Source organism: Pseudomonas sp. BLCC-B112, assembly GCF_028550695.1.
Taxonomy (GTDB): domain Bacteria; phylum Pseudomonadota; class Gammaproteobacteria; order Pseudomonadales; family Pseudomonadaceae; genus Aquipseudomonas; species Aquipseudomonas danubii.
The window spans coordinates 235,488-255,958 of sequence record NZ_JAQQGK010000004.1 but is presented as its reverse complement, the minus strand read 5'-3'; the positions used below and the strand labels follow the sequence as shown (position 1 = coordinate 255,958).

The 20,471-nt window shown below is 63.6% G+C and carries 9 protein-coding genes; 6 read left to right on the top strand and 3 right to left on the bottom strand.

The genetic code is table 11. From position 1 onward, the window contains the following. The first annotated feature begins 5 nt into the window (after positions 1–5). The 3 genes from PQT43_RS12515 (at position 6) to PQT43_RS12505 (ending at position 13,917) form a co-directional block, all read left to right on the top strand. Positions 6–9,017 (top strand): TcdA/TcdB pore-forming domain-containing protein, encoded by a 9,012-nt coding sequence (locus PQT43_RS12515; protein WP_272754012.1) that lies wholly within the window; start codon positions 6–8, stop codon positions 9,015–9,017. Positions 9,018–9,095: 78 nt separating this feature from the next. Continuing rightward, positions 9,096–10,601 (top strand): TolC family outer membrane protein, encoded by a 1,506-nt coding sequence (locus tag PQT43_RS12510; protein ID WP_272754011.1) that lies wholly within the window; start codon positions 9,096–9,098, stop codon positions 10,599–10,601. 79 nt (positions 10,602–10,680) lie between these two features. Further along, positions 10,681–13,917: an ATP-binding protein gene (locus PQT43_RS12505; RefSeq protein WP_272754146.1), complete on the top strand. Its 3,237-nt coding sequence runs from the start codon at positions 10,681–10,683 to the stop codon at positions 13,915–13,917. Here the strand turns inward: PQT43_RS12505 and PQT43_RS12500 are convergent. From PQT43_RS12500 to PQT43_RS12490, 3 genes are all read right to left on the bottom strand, one after another. Further along, the gene (locus tag PQT43_RS12500) at positions 13,914–14,831 is read right to left on the bottom strand and encodes a LysR family transcriptional regulator (protein ID WP_272754010.1); all 918 of its coding nucleotides are present in this window, start codon (positions 14,829–14,831) and stop codon (positions 13,914–13,916) included. The genes PQT43_RS12505 and PQT43_RS12500 overlap by 4 nt on opposite strands. A 20-nt stretch (positions 14,832–14,851) precedes the next feature. Next, the gene (locus PQT43_RS12495) at positions 14,852–15,832 is read right to left on the bottom strand and encodes a response regulator (RefSeq protein ID WP_272754009.1); all 981 of its coding nucleotides are present in this window, start codon (positions 15,830–15,832) and stop codon (positions 14,852–14,854) included. A 226-nt stretch (positions 15,833–16,058) separates the two neighbouring features. Continuing rightward, the gene (locus tag PQT43_RS12490; RefSeq protein WP_253084794.1) at positions 16,059–17,513 is read right to left on the bottom strand and encodes a TrkH family potassium uptake protein; all 1,455 of its coding nucleotides are present in this window, start codon (positions 17,511–17,513) and stop codon (positions 16,059–16,061) included. 149 nt (positions 17,514–17,662) lie between these two features. Here PQT43_RS12490 and PQT43_RS12485 point away from each other — a divergent pair, with 149 nt between their 5' ends. From PQT43_RS12485 to PQT43_RS12475, 3 genes are all read left to right on the top strand, one after another. After that, positions 17,663–18,052, top strand: a complete 390-nt coding sequence (locus PQT43_RS12485; RefSeq protein ID WP_110651824.1) for a DUF2946 domain-containing protein — start codon at positions 17,663–17,665, stop codon at positions 18,050–18,052. A gap of 159 nt (positions 18,053–18,211) precedes the next feature. Beyond that, on the top strand, positions 18,212–18,793 hold the full coding sequence (locus PQT43_RS12480; RefSeq protein ID WP_102879361.1) for a putative natural product biosynthesis protein: 582 nt from the start codon (positions 18,212–18,214) through the stop codon (positions 18,791–18,793). A gap of 848 nt (positions 18,794–19,641) precedes the next feature. Beyond that, the gene (locus PQT43_RS12475) at positions 19,642–20,427 is read left to right on the top strand and encodes a CHAD domain-containing protein (RefSeq protein ID WP_272754007.1); all 786 of its coding nucleotides are present in this window, start codon (positions 19,642–19,644) and stop codon (positions 20,425–20,427) included. Positions 20,428–20,471: the final 44 nt, after the last annotated feature.

Sequence of the window (20,471 nt, the reverse complement as noted above, 5' to 3'; positions counted from 1 at the left end):
TTGCAATGGCTTTTATGTCCAAGGACTTCACGCGCCTGCTCAATACCCTGATCGACCAACAGATCAAGACGGCAGGGCGGCAAACCGAATGGTTCCACATGAGCGCCGACGAGCGTGCCGAGTACATCGGCCAGGTCGGCGAGCGGCTGCTGGAAATGCAGCAGAGCACCCTGAGCGTGCTGGCCGCCCAGCACTACCAGATGCAGGACAACCCGGTCTCGGTGGGCGACCAGTTGCAGGTGCTGCGACAACGCCGCAAAGAAATGAAGGCCATCGCCGACACCCCGGCCACCCTTGCCTACAAGCAGCAACTGGACCGCGACATCCTGTTGTACAGCCGCCAGGACACGGCGATCAGTCACTATGACAGCACCTGGAACAAGGCCCTGCGGCTGCTCAGTCCTGGTGGCGCCAAGGCCGAGGTCCTGCAAGCCGATGCGCCGGCCAAGCAGAAAGAGCTCAAGGGCCGGATCAACCGCCTGGAGAAGCTCCTGAGCGTGCAGGTTGCCGACTCCACCTTCAGTCAGGCCTACGTGACCCTGTTCTCCGAGCTGCAGGCCTACAAGGAGGTGAGTACTCGCTACAACGCCTTGCTCAAGGCCGCACCGCAGCAGCAGGCCGCGAGCCTGGCGGCACTGGCCAAGCCGCCTCGGGCTTCCGACGAGCTGCCGGTGAACCTGTCACTGCTGATGATGGAAGAGCGCCCGGGTTACATCCGCATGAACGTGGCACTGGTCAATGCCAGTACCGATGGGCGCTTCAAGGACTTCTACCTGGACCACGGCCGGCTGGTGGTGCCCACCGACGGCGTGCTGAATTTTTCCTTTGGCACCGCGGCCCGGTCCCTGGCCTGGCAGCAACAGTACCGGCTCAAGAGCGAGCCGCCGTCCATGCGCTCGCCGACCTATGCACCGATTCGCTCAGTGCTGGTCAAGACCGGGTTCGTCGAGCAGTACTTTGCCAACCATCTGGTGTCGGAAAGCTCCCTGCGTGAAGGCTTCAAGGCCCAGGTGCTGAGCAACGGCCACAAGCTGCTGTTGACCAACGTCGATCGCAAGGTGCCCAACCAGGTCGGCATCCAGGTATCGGGCCAGTCGCCCGGCACCAGCGTGCCCCGCGAAGTGCCCCTGGCCAGCGCCTTGAGCGAGCTGATCAACCAGAACGCGGACCTCAGCAGCTTCCAGACCCTGGGCGTCGAAGACTATCGGCAGAACAGCTACCACCCGGACCGCGACGGCCTGTTCGTCAATATTCATGAGCTGGAGCGCTCGGTCGGCTTTGCCGAGCACCAGTACCTGCTGGAAATGCCCCAGGGCGACGCTTTCCGTTCGGCGACGCCGTTTGCCCTGATGACCGTCGAGGGCGACAAGGTCAGCAGCAGCCACCTGAGCAAGGCTCAGACCGAGGCTTTGTACCAATACAACGCGGCGTTTTTCGAGCGCCTGGAACAACTGCGCGACAAGGGCTTCAAGGCCAGCCGGCTGTTCGAAGGCAGCAGCGAGCGCGCCACCTTCGTGCAACAGCTGACGCGCTTGCTCGAACGCAACCACATCACCCCGGCCGGGGTACTGCTGGCGCAACACAGCCGTCCGAGCCTGCGGGATATCAAGGGCAACAACCTGAACAAGGTGCTGTGGGAACAGGCCTTCGCCGCGTCGGTCTGGCAGAGCCACGACAACGATCAGCTGCTGTTCGACCTGGGGCAGAACCTGGTGCAGAGCCAGGCACTGGGCAAGGTCCTGCAAGGCGGCTATCTGCAAAGCGACATTGCCCAGGCCAAGTTGCTGCTGGCACCGCTGTACGAACAGTGGCGCGCCCAGGCGATCGAGGTGGAAACCCAGCGCGTGGCCAGCGCCAACGCCGCGCAGCATCCAGGCAACCCGAAGGTGCATGTCTTCGATCAGGTGGCGCTGGAGCGCGGCCTGGACAGCAAACTGCTGAACCTGTTGTTGAGCGGCCCCCAGGGCCTGGCGCCGGCCGACGGCGCCTTGCGGCCGACGGTCGAGGCGCTGTTGTCCGGCGACCAGGGCCGCAGCCTGCGCAAGCAGGCGTTGTTCCATGCCCTGCGCCCCGTGGCCGACAGCTTTTCCAAGGCTGCGGTGCCGGTCAATGCCCATGCCGCGCTGACGCCGAAAACCGGCGCCGACAAGGTCATGATCAACAACCGGCTGAATCAGCCCGACCCCTACCTGATCCTCAATACCCACCCGGAGCAGGCCCAGACCGATAAAGCACTGCTGATCCAGGACGACAAGTACCGCAGCTACAGCCAGTTCCGTCCCGACCCGAACAATGAAGCCACGCGCTACATGAACGATTTGGACACCCCGTTCGTGGGGGGCATCTCCGGGACCACCCAGACCGTCAGCAATGCCTTGCCGGAGTTGCTCGGTAGTGTGCCGAGCGTCAAGCAGTACTGGCAGTTCCAGATGGCCAACGCGGCCTTCATGATCCGCAACGGCTATCACTCGTTCTTCGAAACCCTGTATGTCGCCGCCCGCTATGAACCCCAGGGGCCGGAAAGCATCGGCCAGGACCTGCTGCAGACCTTCGACCGCTACCGTGCCCAAGGGCGCCGCGAGGCCTTGCACGGGGAGCTGTACGACGCGGTGATGGCCCGAGTCCTGCCCATCGTCAATCAAGGCCTGGCGCCGAGCGAGGAGTTCCATCCGCCGCGCTTCACCGACCTCGGCCCGCTGCCCGCGCTGTTGGGGCAGGCCGCCAAGGACCGGCAACTCAAGAGCGGATTGGTGGGGCTCGAGGCCGGCTTCGAACCACGCCAGGGCAGCGCCGACATTCATCAGTTTGCCGCCGACCCGGTGCAGTTCGCCCAGACCCACACCCTCAGCGCCGAGGCCCTGGTCAAGGCGGGACGCTTGCCGGCCCAGGGCAACGTGCAGTTGGTGGAAGTCGCGCCCAAGCTGTATGAGCTCGAATACACCGAGCACAGCGCCAACTCCGTAAGCGCCGCGAGCGCGGACAGCGTGCCGGCGTATTTCCTCGGCTACAACGGGCCGAACCAGGCCAACGCCGCGCCGGCCTATGTGGACATTCCCCGGCAGGCGCGCCCGGGCAGCTTCCTGTTTACCGGTAGCTTGTCGGGCTGCTCGCTGGTGGTGACCCGCCTGGACGCCGATACCTATCGGGTCTATCACGACGGTCGGGTCAACAGTTCGCTGCTGTACGACAACGTGGTGATGGCGGTCGACTACAAGGACTACCAGGTGGCCGGCACGGCCGAGGGCCTGGCTGCGGCGTACATGCAATTCGTCGACGGCCAGTGGCAACTGGTGTTCCAGCGCCAGGAGTACCAGCGCGAAGGGCAGATGGTCTGGCCGAAGTTGCGCGAGGGGGCAGAGCCGCTTGCCATCCAGACCGCCGACAGCCAGGTGCAGGAGCGCAACCGGACCCAGTTCGCCGAGTACCGCGAACAGGTGCACCAGAACCTGAAGAAAGTCGCGAGCCAGTTCGGCGTGTCCAGCGAAGGGGTGGCCGATGGCGTCTACAACGGCGGCGATTTCTCTGCCGAGCATCCGGCCATTGCCGCCTGGAATCGGCTGCGCGAAGCGGTCCAGGCCAAGGTCAGTACCGACATCGAACAGCTCAGCAACCAGCGCTATCAACTCCAGGAGCAGCGGCGCGGGGCGGGCGACAAGCGCCTGATCGACCAGCAGATCAAGCAGCTCAACCTCACCCAGGATTTCTACCGGGCGCAGTACGAGCCGGTATTGCGTGAGGCCGCTTCGGTGGAAAAGACCTGGCTCTGGCAGCAGATCCAGGCCCAGCAAGGCAGCGCTGCGGTGGTGCGCACCGACGACACGGCGATCCAGGGTGGCGGCGATGAGCGCAGCACCAGCGTCGGCGAGCGCTACGCCATAGCCGAGGCCTATCAGCGCGGGGCCCGGGGCACGGCCTTCAGCGATGGCGTGCGGGATTTCCGCGAGATCAAGATTCCCGGGCTGGACGGCAAGCAGTCGGCCCTGGAAATGAAGCGGCTGTTTCTCGACGGTCAGCTCACGCCTGGGCAGCGTGGCGCCTTGAGTGCTCGCATCAGCGAAACCAGCCAGGCCGAATACATCGACAAGGTGCTGCGCCAGACCGCGACCTTCAGTGAAGATTTCCAGGGCGCTGGCAGTGTCTTCAGTCAGTTGGCGCCCCAGGATTTCTACCTGTCGCTGGTGGGTGACCGCTCCGGCGGGCGCTGCTACCCGCTGGTGCGGGCCATGGCCGTGGCCCTGGCCAATGGCGGCGAGGCGGGGGTCAACAGCCTGGTGCAGAAGCTGTTCCTGGCCTCGGCCGATCCCCAGGCCGGCAGCTCGACCTTGCTCAAGAACAGCCTGATCCGCCTGCATTCCAATGTCGACGCGGTCCAGGCCTCCAAGGCGCTGGGGCAGTTCCAGTTGTCCGACGTGGTGGCGCGGCTGGCCAACAGCAGCAGCGACTCGATGTTTGCCCTCAACACCCAGAACCACTCGATGCTGGTGGGCAGTACCCAGGGGCCCGAAGGCCGTCGCTACTACTTCTATGACCCGAACGTGGGGATCTTCGCCTTCGATTCCAGCAAGGGCCTGGCCAAGGCCATGGAGCAGCACCTGGTGCGCCGCAAACTGGCGGCGCACTACGGCTCGTTCGGCAGCCAGTCGCAGCCGGCCTTCAACCTGGTCGAGATCGATACCCACAAGATGGCCGAGGTGCCGCTGGGCAGCGGGCTGAATGTCGCCGATCTGTCTCGTCCCGAGGAGTTGGCCGGCGTCATCGGCCAACGCCGCCAGGTGGAGCAGGCGGTAGGTGCCCAGCAGCGCGTCAGCCAGGACCTGCGCCTGGGTGCGGCGCTGACCACCTTCGACGCCGAGCAATGGGGCGCGCGCTTCGATGCCGCCAGCACTCGACTGGCCCAGGAGCACCAGCTGAGCAGCCAGTGGATACCGATCATCGCCAACACCGAGGCGCAGCCGGAGGGCGGCTATCGGGTGCAGTTCATCAACCGTGACCAGCCCGAGCAGACCCGCTGGCTGAGCACCGACGACGGCACCTTTGTCGAATTCCGTCGTTTCGTCGATGAGCACATGAGCGTGCTCAGCGAGCACTTCACCCTGGAGCACGGGCAGATCCGGCCCCGCGCCGGGGTCAGCGAAGCGGCGCATGTGGACGGCCTGAACGCGGGCTTTGCGGTCCAGACCCTGATCCAGTGGTTGGCCGACAAGAACCGCAAGGACGCAGCCCAGGGCGTGGTGTCACCGGACCTGGCCACGGCCCTGAAGATCCATAGCTATCTGGGCCTGGCGCAGATCGGCCACGGCACCCTGCAAGATGTGGCCAAGGTCACCCAACTGGTGCAAACCGCGTTGCGCGGCGAGGCCCTGGCCGCCGAGTCCTCGCTCAAGGACTTTGCCTCGACCCTGGGGCACACGGTCAACGAGGGTGCAGGCGTGCTGTTTGGCGGGGCCATGGTCGGCCTGGATGCCTACGAGCTGGCCCATGCCGAAAACGATGTGCAGAAAGCCGTATTCGGCACCCAACTGGCGTTCGACTCGGCGAGCTTCGTCAGCGGCGCGGCGGGCATCGGTGCCGGGTTGGTCGGCGCCTCGACCACTGCGGCGGTGCTGGGCGGCGCGGGGGTGATCCTCGGCGGCCTGGCGGTAGGCTTCACGGCACTGGCCCAGGCCTTTGGCGCGGTGGCCGAAGACGCCAAGGCGGTGGGACGTTACTTCGATACCCTGGACAAGGCCTATCAAGGCAACGGCTACCGTTATGACGAGAAACAGCAGGTGCTGGTGCCGCTGCCCGGAGCGGTGGTCAAGCGCCTCGACCTGCGCTCAAGCGAGGTCGGTTTCGACAGCCAGTACATCTACCGCACCCATCACGGTTCTACCGGCTCCGGGGCGATCAACTACTTCTTCTGGGTTGGCGACTTTCCGCGGATGATCCACGACCGCGCCCAGGCGATCGAGGTGCGCAGCGGCATTGGCCACGGCGCCCAGCCGCCCAAACTCGACCACGGCGACAGCCGGACGGTGATCCTGCCGGGCACACCCAAGTCCTACATCAGCTACGAGTACATGATCCTGCCGGGGGCCACTACCCGGCATGACACGGGCTTCGATGTGATTCGCAGGCTCGAGCAGGACCGGCGCTTCGACTACGACTTCTACATCTTCCCGAGCGAGGAGACGATCCGGCGCATTCACCAGGAGTACGTCGAGACGCCGGTAGAAGTGCTGCTGGATGGGCGCAACCGGCAATTGGTCGTACCGCAGCTGCCCAAGGAACTGTACGGCTATCTGCGCTACGACATCCAGGGCGCCGGCGGCGAATACCTGATCGGTCTCAACCAAGGCGCCGAGGTCAGGCTCAGCAACGAGGCCGGCAGTCAGCGGTCACGCTGGATCATCGACAGCAGCCAGCTGGAGAGCGACAGCATCACGGTGGCCAAGGACCATTTGCTGGTGGGCGGGGTCAAGGTCAGGCTCGATCCGGCCCAAAGCGGCGAGGTGCTGCTGGTCAACGCCAAGGGCGAAGTGCGGGCAGTCGATTTTGTCGGCCAGACCACTGACGTGGTCAAGGAAGACGCCAGCCAATGGCAAGTGCCCGGGCAGCGCATCGAACAGCACCTCAAGGACCTGGCCCAGGCCCACCAGTTGCACGGCCAATACGTGCTGGTGGAGAACTACAAGCACGGTGAGCGCAATGTCGGTCGGGCGTACTACGACGTCGCCAAGGACCGCATGCTGTTCACCGACACCGATGTACAACAGGCCGGCAACGCCCAGCTGGGCGCGGTCATCGGCGAGCATGCCTACTTCGTCGATGCCCAGAACGCCGCCGCCTGGCGGGTCGACATTGCCAGCGGCAAGGTCGATGCGCAGTTCGCCCCGTCGTTCAACCAGAGCACCGGCCAGATCAGCCGATTCTGGCAAGAGGGCGATGCGGTGTATCTGGCCCGTCGTTATCAGCTCAAGGAACGAGAAGCCGAGCTGAGCTTCCGCATCCTCGGTGACCGGATGGAACTGGTGGGGGTGGTCGGCGATGACTCGCTGCTGCAACTGTCGGCAAGCAACGGTCAGCATGGCAAGGACGCCAAGACCCTGCTCAGTACCCTGCTCAAGGGCTACGAGGCACAGACCACCCCGCGCGACACCCCGGTGTACAGCCTGGGCGCGCCCCTGCTGGAGCCGACCGCGGCAGAGCTGATCACGGTATTTGGCCTGGATAACGCCAAAGTCGCGCACCGCTACTGGGTGCGCAGCAGCGATGGTGTGGTGATCAAGCCGAACCTGGCGCCACCGGCCGGGCAGGCGCCGAGTGCCGATGCATCGGGGCAGGTGCAAAGTGCCTGGAAGATTCCGGCGGACCTGGTGTTGGCCGGCAGCCTGGCCCAGCCCGGTGGCCAGGAGGTGTTCTATTTCTACAGCCAGGCGCAGCAGGTGCTGTTCCGCCAGGAAGGGCCGGGGCAGCAGGTGCTCGATGCCGGCCAGCCAAGCGCCTTGCGCCTGACCACGCCGCCCCTGGCCAATGTGCTCAATCTCAACGGCCATCTGCTGGCCGTGACCAAGGACGGGCGCATCGCGCGGATCGAGGCGACCGGGCGCCTGAGCTATGAGGCGGTCAACGAGCATTGGCTCAAGGGTCGCAGTAGCTGGTGGAAGGACCTCGCCGAGGTCGCCGGCAGCAACGCCACCCTGGCGGTATTCGGGGTCAAGGCTGCCGACGGCAAGCGTGCGCTGCCAGTGTGGTACCACAACGCTCAGGTGGTGGTGGCGTCGTCCGCGCTGCAAGACAAGCCGCTGCAGTTTCTCGGCTTCGACGGTGCCAGTGGCAGTGCCCGGCTGTTCGAGCCCGAGAGCGGCAAGCTCTATCTGCAGCCGCCGCTGACATCACAGGCACTGCCGAACGCGTTTGGCAACGATGAGGTGCTTGAGGCCTCGGCCCAATTGCCGGCCGCCATTGACTGGATGCCCACGCTGCAACTGCGCTCGGCAGTCCAGGTCGATGCCGGCTTGCGCTTGACCACCGTGCAGGGCGAAGTGCTGCTGCGCAGCAACAACGGCGATGTGCAGTTGGTGGCCGTGGACAAGGGCTGGCAGCAGGCACATCTGGGCAATCTGCCCCAGGCCCTGGCGACCGTGGCCGGACAGTGGGGCGCCAAAGGCGTGTTGACCTTGCAGGATGGCGCCAGCCGCGGCTGGTTCGATATCGCCAGTGGGCAGATGTTTGCCAGCAACGGCATTGCGGGCAGCGACCTGCGCTTTATCGGGGTCGTCGCCGGGACGCCGAACTCGGCCTATGTCTATAGCCCGACCGAGCAGGCGCTGTATCAGCTCAAGGACGGCAAGGCACTGCAGCTTGGCCATTACGCCAATGTCGAGCGCATCGGCTCCTCGCTGCTGCTTCAGGGCGCCAGCGGCAATGGTCATCAGGATGATCTGGCGCCGCCGTTGATTGCCGGGGTCGACAGTGTGGTGCTGCACGGCGGCGCCGGGGATGACACCTACCGCCTGACTCCGGCGATGTGGGCGCATTACCGCTCGGTGGTCATCGACAACGACGATCCGGGCCTGGCCCTGGACCGGGTGATCCTGCCGGTGGCCGATGGCAAGCACATCCTCGTCAGCCGGCGGGGTGAGGACGTGCAGCTGACCGACACGGGCAATGGCACGGCCCTGGTGCTGCGCCAGGTGCTGGGCAACCAGGCGGCCGCCCATGGGCATTTGCTGATCGAGCTCAAAGGCGATTCGTCGATGCTCAGCGTCGAGCAGCTGCTCAAGGGCTTTGGCCCGAGCGGATCGGCCCGGGACAGCGTGTTCGAGCTGGCCTGGAGCCAGCGCGAGACGCTACCGGCGGCGAACGCTCTGAGCTCGGCGGCGAATGAGCTGGACTCGGCTCCGGATGGCCAGGGCCCCAGCCTGGCAAAACTCAGCGGGGCCATGGCGGCCTTCGCTGACACGGGCGGCGCTCGCGAACAGCTGCCCAAACACCATCAGGCCGCGCAGGCGGTGCTGGTGCCTTCACTGACCTGACCGCGCAGAAGCAACACAGGAGGGGCGCAAAGCCTCTCCTGTCTGCGGCTCCCTCTTTTCCCGGTGTTAGATCCAACCATGAGCAAACCCATGAATTCGCGGCAGCGAGCCTTTGCCGGCTGGCTGCTTGTCGTCCCGCTGCTGGTGGCGCCCCTGGCGCAGGCGGTGCCATTGCCTCAGCAAGACCTGCCACAAGACTCAGCGCAGCATCCGCCACCCCCTATGTCACAACAGCGGCCCCAGGCGCTGCCCAGTGACCTGTGGCGGGTGTACCTGGATGCCCGGCAGAACAACAGCGAGCTGGCGGCGGCCCAGGCCGATCAGGCCGCCCGCGCCGAGGCGGTGCCCCAGGCCAGGGCCGGCCTGCTGCCCACGCTGTCCGCCAGCGCCGATCTGAATGCCACCCGCACCTCCCTGCAGCAGCCACGGCAGGACACCCGGCGCGGTGGCAGCAGTTATCAGGCGGTGCTGAACCAGCCGATATTCCGCGCCGATCGCTGGTTCGCCCTCAAGGCGGCACAAGCTGAAGACCAGCAGGCCCAGTTGGAGCTGGCCGCCGCCGAGCAGAAACTCATGTTCGACAGCGCCCTGGCCTATTTCGGCCTGCTCAAGGCCCAGGATGCCCTGGCGGCGGCCAAGGCCGAGGAAGCGGCGCTCAAGCGCCAGCAGCAACTGGCCGAGCGCGGCTTGCAACTGGGCCTGTCGGACCGCACCGATGTGCTGCAGGCCCAGGCCGGGCATGACACCGCGCGGGCCAACCGCATCGTCGCGCAGAAGCAGACCGATGACGCCTTCCAAGCCCTGGACACCCTGACGCATCAGCAGTACCAGGCGATCCAGGGGCTGCGCCACGACATGCCGGTGCTGTTGCCCGAACCCAACGACGCCCGGCGCTGGGTGGACACCGCCGTGCGCCAGAACCTGACCCTGCAGGCCAGCCAGTTCGCCCTGGAGGCGACGCAGCAGACCCTGAGCGCGCGCAAGGCCGGGCACGCGCCGACCCTGGATGCGGTGCTGCGCTACCAGATCGGTGACAACGACAGCCTGGGTTACGGCAACAGCGATATCCGTGGCAACGGCTACGGCGGCAACGTCGAGCAGCGCACGGTCGGGCTGCAGTTGAATATTCCGCTGTTCAGCGGCGGCCAGACCCGCTCCCAGGTGCGCGAAGCCCACCAGCGGATGAACCAGCGCGAGTCCCTCAACGACGGCTTGCGGCGTCAGGTTGTGGAGCAGACCCGCAACCTGCATCGTGGCCTCAACAGCGGTGTCGATCAGGTGCAGGCACGGCGCCAGTCGATCATTTCCAACCAGGGCGCGGTGCTGGCCTCGCAGATGGGCTTTCAAGTCGGAACCCGCAATATCGTCGATGTGCTGGAGGCGCAGCGTCAGCTGTACAACGCCGTGCGCCAGTACAACAACAGCCGCTATGACTACATTCTCGACACCCTGCGGCTCAAGCAAGCGGTGGGAACCTTGTCGCCCCAGGACCTCAAGGCGCTTTGTGATTACCTCAAGGCCGACTACGATCCGGACCTGGATTTTCTGCCGCCGGAGTTTCCACGCCGGCTGGCAAAACGCTGACAGGGCCTGGCAAGACACCGGGCCGGGGTTGGCGGGCATGGTTTTTTCAAGGTAAAGGGGCGAGCGGTTGTACGGGTTATTGGACTTCTTCCACAGTCACAAACGCTGCTGTTATGCCTTGGGTGTGGTGATCGCGGTCGGCGCCGCAGTGGCGTTGGGCAACTACTACCGGGTGCAGGTCGAAGACGTCTACCGGGCCAGCGTCCAGATGCAGACCCAGGAGCAGGCCCAGGACCTGGAACAATGGAAGTCCAACGGCTTTGCCATTGGCGCACTGTCGATCCTCGGGCGCCACAACCCCTGGCTCAAGCGCATCGTCCTGGAGCCTGCGCCCTCTGCCGAGCTGATGGAACGGGCCACCCAGCCGCTCAAGACCCTGTCCCTGGTGGTGGATGCCAACCATGCGTTTGTCCTCAACCGGGACGGGGTGGTGGTGGCCGCCTACGACCAGCAGGGACAGACGCCCCTGGGGCTGAATGTGGCCTTTCGTCCCTACTTCAAAGTGGCCCTCAATGGCGGCAGCAGTGTCTACGGCGCCATCAGCACCAGCACCGGCACGCGCATGTTCTACATGGCGGTGCCGATCTTCGAGTCGCGTACGCGCCAGGACAAGGTGATCGGGGTGCTGGTGGCGCGGTTTGACGCCGATACGCTCGATGCCAGCTTGAGCAAGCCGTACAGCGCCGATCTGCAGATGATCCTGTCCCCCAGTGGCGTGGTGCTGGCCGCCAGTTCCCCGGACTTGGTCCTCAAGTCCGACCGCGCCTGGCCCTGGAACCGCTTCACCGGGGAGATCCGCCGCCAGTTCGGCGACTATCGGTTTGCCAACGGGGTGCCCGAGCGCTTGCCCTTCGATGCCCACCAGCCGGTGGTCCGGCTGGACGGCCGGCGCTACAGCCTGTCCCGGGTGGATTTCGACTGGAATGACCCGAGCGGTCCCTGGACCCTGATCACCCTGGGCGACCTGGATGCACTGTTACCGGCGGAACAGGTGCTGCTGATCGAAGGAGTGAGTGCCCTGGTGTTCTTGCTGTTGCTGTGGGGCGGTCTGCGGCGTCTGGCCGACGCCCGACGACACAAGCGTGACGTGGCGCAGATCGAGCAGAGCGAACAGCGCCTGGACATGGCCCTGCAAAGCGGGGCCCTGGGGCTGTGGGATTGGAACCTGCGCCTGGGGACCGTCATCAACAACGATGTCTGGCTGCAGATTCTTGGCTACAGCAAACAGCAGATGGAACAGGCCTTCGGCCATGGCCTGGAGCGCTGGACCGCTCTGGTGCACCCGGATGACTACGCGCCGGTGATGGCCCGGCTCAAGGCGCACCTGAACGATGAAGTCGGCGAATACCGCGCCGAATACCGCATGCGCAATAAAGAGGGGCAATGGCTGTGGGTCATGGACATCGGCAAGATCATGCAGCGCGACGCCAGTGGCGCGCCGACGCGGGTCACCGGGGTGCTGCAGGACATCAGCGAGCGCAAGGCGGTGGAAGCGCAAGTCCAGCAATCACGGCGCGATGCCGAGCGAGCGACCCAGGCCAAGTCGGAATTTCTCGACTGCATGTCCCATGAAATCCGCACGCCGCTGAACGCGATCATCGGCATGGCCCATCTGGTCCAGGACTTGCCGTTGGAGCCGGTGCAGCGCGACTACATCGAAAAGATCGACCGCGCGGCCAAGCACCTGATGGGCACCATCAACGGCGTGCTGGATCTGTCGAAGATCGAGGCCGGCAAACTGAGCATGGAGCAAACCGGCTTTGACCTGCGGGAGCTGGTGGACGATGTGTTGCTGCTGGTTCGCCAGCGCGCAGAGGAAAAGGCGCTGCGGCTGCAGTTGGATATTCCGGCGTCACTGCCGCGCCGTTATGTCGGTGATCCCCTGCGTCTGGCCCAGGTGCTGACCAACCTGGTGGACAACGCGATCAAGTTCACCGAGGCCGGCCATGTCTGTATCGGTGTGTGCCTGGTGCGCCAGTGGGATCATCAGGCGCTGCTGTGCTTCAGCGTCACCGACACCGGGGTAGGCATCAGCGACGAGCAGCAGGCCCGTTTGTTCAATGCCTTTGTCCAGGCCGACCGGACCATCAGTCGGCGTTACGGCGGCAGCGGCCTGGGGCTGACCATCTCGAAGAAAATCGTGCAACTGATGCAGGGCGATATCTGGGTCAATAGCCGGCTGGGGCAGGGCGCGACGTTCAAGTTCAGCGTGCAGCTGGGGCTGGCGCCGCCAGCGCTTGAGCAAGGCGGCACCTCAAGCGGCACCGCGCCTGCCGGGCCATCGATGGGCGACGTCGCGGCCCCGGGTCTGGTCAATGCCCCGGCACGTTGGCTGGCGGGGAAACGGGTGCTGGTGGTCGAGGATAACCGTCTCAACCAGGAAGTGCTGCAGGGCCTGCTGCAGCGCGTCGGGGTCCAGGTGATGCTGGCGGTCAATGGGGCCGAGGCCTTGCGCCTGTTGCTGGAGCAGGGGCATTTCGATGCCGTGCTGATGGATTGCCAGATGCCGGTCATGGACGGCTTCGACACCACGCGCAAGATTCGTGGCTACCCCCATTTGCAGTCCCTGCCGATCATTGCCGTGACCGCCAGTAATCAGACCGATGTGCAGGGCAGGGCGCTGGCGGCCGGCATGAGCGATCTGCTGAGCAAGCCCCTGGAGGTCGCGGCGTTCTATCGGACCCTGGTGCGCTGGATCGCAGCCACGGACATACCGCTCGCGCAGAGCGCAGCGCTGCCGGATGCAAGCGTCTTGACCTCGACCTACGAAGGAATCGACACCGCGCTGGGGCTGGCGGTGGTCAACCAGGACCTGGCTCTGCACCGCAAACTCTTGGTCGACTTTCGTGACGGCCAGCAGCAGGTCATCGAGCGCTTGTGGCACGCCCATGCCGCCGGGGACTTGGCCGCCATCGGCTTTCTGGCCCACAGCCTGCAGGGCAATGCCGGGAGCATCGGCGCCACGGCGGTCAAGGAGGCCGCTAGACAGCTGGAGGAACAGGCGGCCGGGCCAGCAGCGCTGGGGCCGCTGATCGAGCATCTGGCGCAGTGCCTGGAGCCGGTACTGGCCGGCCTGGCCTCCCTGCCAGTGGCGAACGAAGATCTGGCAGCGCCGAGCCAGGGGCTGGACGCGGAGCAGGTGCTGGCGCTGGAGCGGCTGGCCCAGCTGCTGCGCAAGCATAATGCCCAGGCCCTGACGCTGATCGATGAGCTGTACGAGCAATACCCATGCGGCCCGCTGCGGGCCATTCAAGAGCGGATCTACCGCTTGGAGTTCCAGCAGGCCCTTGACCTGCTAATGGACTTGCAGGGCTAGCGGCTGTTCTGGCTCAGGGCCTGATAGCGGGCCATGCGGTCAGTGCAGTGCTCGACCAGGCATTGATGCAAGGCGCGCAACGACGAAGTGATCTGCGAGCGGTGCGATACCACCAGATTCAGCGGCGCAGGGTCCGATTGCCAGCCCGGCAGCAGCGCCAGCAAGCGACCGGCGAGCAGGTCCTCGACGACATTCAGCAGCGGCAGGTTGACCACGCCGTGGCCGGCCACGGCCCAGCGCCGTGCGGCATCGCCATCATCACAGCAAAAGTGCCCTTGCACCGGCACGTCCTCAACCTTGCCGGCGCCATGGAAACGCCAGCGACTCTCCGGGCGGCCGATGCTGTGACAGATGATGCATTCGTGTTCGCTCAACTGTTGCGGCGACTCAGGCAGGCCATGTTCCGCCAGGTAATCGGGCGCGGCGCAGGCGATGAAGTAATGCTGCTTGAGCACCGGCAGCTCGACCAGATCCAGCGCCTGGTTCTTGCCATAGCGCAACGCCGCATCGAAGCGGCCCTTGAGCAGGTCCTCTTGCTTGTCGCTCAGCGCCAGCTTGATGTACATGCGCGGCCGCTCATGCTTGAGCCGGGCGAGCATGTCCAGCAGCAAGTTGCGGCCCAGGTCGGAAGACACCGTGAGTTCCAGCATGCCGTCATCGTGGCGCAACGAGCGCTTGCCGTTGGCCAGGATCTTCAACGCGTGCTGGGCACTGTCCAGGTAGCGTGCGCCTTCGGGGGTGAGCTTCATGGTGCGAGTGGAGCGGGTGAACAGCCGCACCCCGAGGCGACTTTCCAGGCGCTTGAGCCCCAGGCTGGCGGCAGCCGGGGTGATCGACATGACGCGGGCAGCGGGGGACAGGCCCTGCAGCTCGGCGATCAGAATGAACAGCTCCAGATCCGCGAAGTTAGGCATTGGCCAGGCTCACCCTCCGTTCACCGGCCAAAAAAGGTCTGTGACGAACTGAGCAAGGCCGCCGACAGCGCCTGCGGGTCGCCGTCGATGCATTGCTCGAACCCGGGCTGGCGGCACAGCTGGCCCATGGCATGCGCATGCCGACTGTGGAGGTCCTCGGGCGCGCTCTGCAGCAGGCTCAGGTGGTAGTTCAGCGCCAGGGCGAACAGACGGGCCGAGAGTGGCAACTGCTCGCCGCTGGGCAGCTCCCCAGGGCCCTTGAGCAAGGCGTCGGCGTGGGTCATTTTCCAGGCGAGGTTGAGGATCGGATCTTCCGGCTCGGCGTGGGCGAGAATCTCTTCGATCAGCAGCCTGCTGTGGCCCAGGGCCTGATCGATGCGGCTGCCCGGCTGATTGAGGCCCATCAGCGCCAGGCAGGCGGCGCTGCGAAAGGCCGCGGGGTCGCGCCGGCTCAGGCTGCTGCGCAGCACAATCGACAGGCTGTCGAGCAGGGCTTGGAGACGGATCAGCGGATTGCCGGCCAGTTGCAGGGTCAATGCACTGACAAAACCGTCGCGCATGTCGCTGCCGGCGCAAGGTCCGGGCGCCGCTGGCAGGCCATGCAGGGGCTTGTTGCGGTAGCCCAGTTGCGTGGCCACCCGGGCCAGTACCACCGGCGGCGAAATCGGCTTGGCGATGTAGTCGGCGGCGCCCAGCAGCAGCCCCAGGCGTTCATCTTCGACGCTGCTGCGCGAGGTGAGGAAAATCACCGGAATGCTTGCAGTCGCCGGGTCGCTCTTGAGCGCGCTGAGCACCTGGAAGCCGTCCATCTCAGGCATCAGGATGTCGAGAATGATCAGGTCGGGACTGGCACTGCGCGCCAGGGCCAGGCCGCGCTCGCTGTTCTTCGCCAGCAGCACTTCATACTCGCAGGTCAAGGTTTTCGACAGCACGATCAACGACTGCGGATCGTCGTCGATCGCCAGGAGGGTATAGGGCTTGGAAGCATGCTCTGCGGGCATGACGAGGGGCCTGAACAAAATAGGCCGGCAGTCTAACTTATTTGCGTTATGGGCTCCTAGCGTCCAGCTGCCGCAGTCGCTGCGCCCACGCTTCGGCCGGTACACAGGCCGGGCGCGGGGAGGGGATGCAAGACCGAGTATCAAGGCTTTTCGTACAAAGCCTAAGGATGGGACTGATGGTTGATAACCTGCGTCAGCTTCGCCAGGACGCCAGGAACCGCAGCATTCAATAGCGCCAGAAAACCGGAGTAATCAGCACCAGCACCGTCAGGATTTCCAGGCGCCCCAGAAGCATGCCGATGGTCAGCAGCCATTTCGCCGCATCAGGCAGCGATGAGAAGTTGCCGGCAGGCCCGATGATGCTGCCCAACCCGGGGCCGACGTTGCACACTGCGGTTGCAGCGCCGCTCAGTGCCGTCGTCCAGTCCAGGCCGATCAGGCCAAGCCCCAGGGCCAGTAGTGCGATGGTGATGGTGAAGAAGAACGAGAACGTCAGCAGCGAGCGCACAATATCCTCGTCGATGGGATGGCCGTTGTACTTTTTCTGAATCACCGCCCGTGGGTGAATCAACTGCTTCAGACTGCTGATCAGCAGACTTGCAGCGACCTGGAAACGGAATATCTTCAAACCGCCAGCCGTGGAGCCCGAGCAGCCGCCGACAAAGGTCAGGTAAAAGAACAGCAACACTGCAAAACTACCCCACGAGGTGTAGTCACCCACGGCAACGCCGGTGGTGGTGACCACTGACGTCACATTGATCGCTACAATCCGCAGTGCATCCCACCATCGGTAATCGCTGTGCCAGGACAGCCAGGTTCCCACCGCCAGGGAGATGACGATGAGGAAACCCAGGAAGCCACGGACCTGATGATCCTTCAACAGTGCACGCCGATTGCCCCGCAACGTCGCCACATAGAGCGTGAAGGGCAGGCTGCCGAGGATCATGATGACCACCGCGATCCAGTGTATGGCCGGTTGAGTCCAATGTCCGAGCGAAGCATCGGAAGTCGAAAAACCTCCAGTTGAAATCAGTGACATGGCGTGATTGACCGCTTCGAAAGGCGTCATCCCGGCAATCCACAGCGCCAGGGTTGCCAAGCCGGTGAGCCCCAGATAGACCAGCAGGATCGACTTGGCTGCGACGTGGGAGCGAGGCGCAACCTTTTCCGACCAGTCCGAGGATTCGGTCTGGAACAAGCGCATGCCCCCGACCCGTAGCAATGGCAGCACCGCCACTGCCATGCCGATGAAACCGATACCGCCCAGCCAGTGCAGCATGGAGCGCCAGATCAGCAGACCAGGCGAGGCCGAGTCCAGCCCGGTAAGGACGGTCGAGCCTGTGGTCGTGATACCCGACATCGTTTCGAAGAAGGCATCGGTGTAGCTGATGTGGTGAATGAACACCATGGGCAATGCGGCAAAGATACACACAACCAGCCAACTGCCCGTGGTCAGCAGGTACATGTCGCGGGGCCGCAGTTGAGTGCCTTCGCGGCTGCGCTGCATAACCAGCAACAGGCCCGTGACAAAGGTAATCATGCTGGACCAGAGGAACGCGGACAGCTCATCGTTGCGGTCATGGATCAGTAACGTGATCATCGGAATAGCCATGCTGATGGCCAGGGTGATCAGAAAAATACCCAAGATGAAACCGATAAGCCGCATTGCCGCGATTGACATAAAAACCAGCCTGCTGAGTGATAACCGCGCAGCATCGGATATCTGTGCCTGGAGCGCTATAAAGTTTCAGTAAATATTTGCCGGGAGGGCGCTCACGCCATTGAGGCCCTGCTTCATCCGTTGTGTTGTTCGGTGTTAAAGTCGCCGCCATGAAATTGTCCCGCCCCGACCGTTCGCTCATTGCCTGGACCCTGTATTTTTGTGTCCTGTTCAATGTGTTCGCCTGCGGTTTGGGGCACGGCCAGATGATGGGCTTTGCCCTCAACGGCGTAGGCGGGCAGTTCTGCTCCTCCCTGGGCAGCAAGGCCCCAGTGCAGACATCCGACTTCAGCGATCAGAGCGCCAGTACCTGGGCCGGCAGTTTTTCCTGCCCGGTCTGTTCGGGAGCCGCGCTCAGTCTGGTCCTGCTGTTTTGCCTGAGCTGGCTGCTGCGTATCGGCCAGCTCAGGCGCCGGGCGCTTGAACCGCGCTGCAAAGCGCCCCCGCGCTATTCCTGGCCATCGGCCAACCCCAGGGCTTCTCCCCACACTTGCGCATGACCTTTGTTATTCGCACGTCCCCCGGTCAATGGGCCGAGGACGTGTGCATGGTTATGGCTGAGATGGAAAGGAGCACGAGATGCCTCGAATCATTCAAGGTTGGCAACAGCGTCTGCTGCCCGTAGCCCGCAAAGCGGGCAAGCGCCGCTGGAGGCTGACATGCGCGCACTAGCAATCCCTTCTGGCGCCTCCCGTCTGGTGAGTAAAAGCACACGGGTAAACAACCACGGCGACTTTCTGCTGCCGTTTCCCGATTACCCGAGCAATGCTCGCAGCTTCGTGCACCTGGATGCGCGCCTGCTGCCGTACTGGCACACCCTGTTCGATGTCTGTCCGGGGCTGCTCAAGCTTGATCCTCCGGATGGCTTGAATATCTTCCGCGGGTTCATGACCTGGGCCTATCGCAATCATCCGCCGCTGAACTGGACCTATTACCTGAGCGTGTGCCGCTGGCTGCTGGGTTCACGCTACCAAGCGCGGATCAACGAGGAACACATAGAGGCATTCATGAGCGCAGCGGCTGCGCGCTGGATCAACACCGACGACAGTCAGGCACGCGGCCTGGTGCTGGCCTGGCGCGAGTCACCGGACTGGGTGTTTGACTGGAAGGTGGCGTCGCGTTCGGTGCCAGCGGTCAATGGCGAGCCGGAAGAATATCCGCCGGTGCCTTGGGACTTTGCCTGGTGCCCGTTAAGCGGCAAGGGGGGCTCGGGTTTCCGGCGCTGGTTGCCGATTCCTTGAGGGGAACGCGAACGGCTTGTGAGGGTGACCGGCACGATAAGCAGCCCTCTGTTGCAGAGGGCTGCTATCAAGCACATTTTTCGAGGGGCGGTGGGTTGCTTTCCTGGAAGGGAGGGGCAGGCGCGCTTGACTTATCGGGAGCAGGAAGCTTTTACCCTTGCTCACCCAGTCAGCCTGAAGTCGCTATCAGGCATGTAGCCGATTGGTGTGCAAGGTGACCGTTGGCCACCAGTCTTTCAGAAGTGCTTCCAGCTCAACATCCTCGATCAATCCGACTGGGTATCGCTTTAAGAGCACGGCCCTGTACTCAGCGGTTTGCAACTGCGGAATCTGGCGCTTCCGTTGTGTCGCGTTTTTCTTTTCTCTTGAGTAGGTAAGTCGAACTTTTCCTCGGCACGCTGCGCTCATAAGTCACCTGTGGCTTGTTGGCGAGGGAAAATTACGAGGTTTTTATGACATAAAAATGACAGTTTGGTAACGACCGTCGGTTATCTACTCAAGCGCGGAAAAATACCTTGCTGCCTACCCTCGAAACCTGGCTTTCAAGCGTCTGGAGCAGAGGTGACCTGATGGTGAATCGCTTCGAGATACTGAAGTCTCAGTTGCTCGGTGAGTGGGCCGAGTATCGGATTGCTCCTGAAGTCCATGTGCTTTGAGGTCAAGGCTTCATGTGGCCGGGAACTGGGGCCGAAGAGACGAATCCCTGGCTGACATGAAAATGAAATCAAACTGTAGGCTAAGGTTAGCGCTCGATGCACTCGACCTGTCCCTTGTCGTTTTCATGTGAGGGAGACGCTTCAGGTCGCCAACTAAGCAAGTCCGGCAATCTCTCGATGAGGTTCTTTCCAATGTCATTTGTAGACAAGTTTGTAGCCGAAATTTTGACTCTTCAGGTCGCTCTGTATCACGCGCACGCACGCTTGGAATTGCGCACAGACAATGAGGCATTGCACGACCTGCGAATAGCCGTGAGGCGGATTAGAAGCCTGCTCAAACCATTTCGCTCACTGCAGGGAGTTGCCACTTTAAACGGTGCGGCAGCCGAGGTCGGCAGGGAAACGACACCGGCCCGGGATTTGGAAGTGATGATCCTGGAGCTTCAGGAGAGGGGGTTTTCTAGGCAGGCGCACATCAGGGCGTCTCGATTGGGTTCAAGCTACGAGAGCATTCTCAAGGGGACGTCCATCAAGAACCTGTTGGTTCAACTGGATGAATGGCCATCCAGTTTTCGCTTGATTGAGCTCAATGGCGGCTTGAAAGATATTGAGGTGCAGATCAGGAAGGCGCTGCGCAAGCAGATCGATCGATTACATGCTGCCGTGGACGACCCGCAATATGATCGCCATGCACTGAGGATACTGGTCAAACGGACCCGTTATCTGACGGAGGCGTTCCCCGAACTGTCTCCACTATCAAAAAGGGCGACTAGGGCGCTTAAGGCATTGCAGTCGGCATTGGGCTCCTGGCATGACCATTACCAGTGGTGTCAAAAAGCCCTGGTTGAGACAGACCTGGGGCCTCTGCAGCAGGTCTGGTTGTCTGCTGCCGCTACGGCACTGCAAAAAGCTGAGGTCCAATTGGCCAGTCTGGCAAAGCTGCTCCCAAAGCAAGCGAGCAAAAAAAAGCTGCCTTAGGTGGCAGCAGAAAAAGAGCTCGCTTTGTATGCAGAGTATTGCAG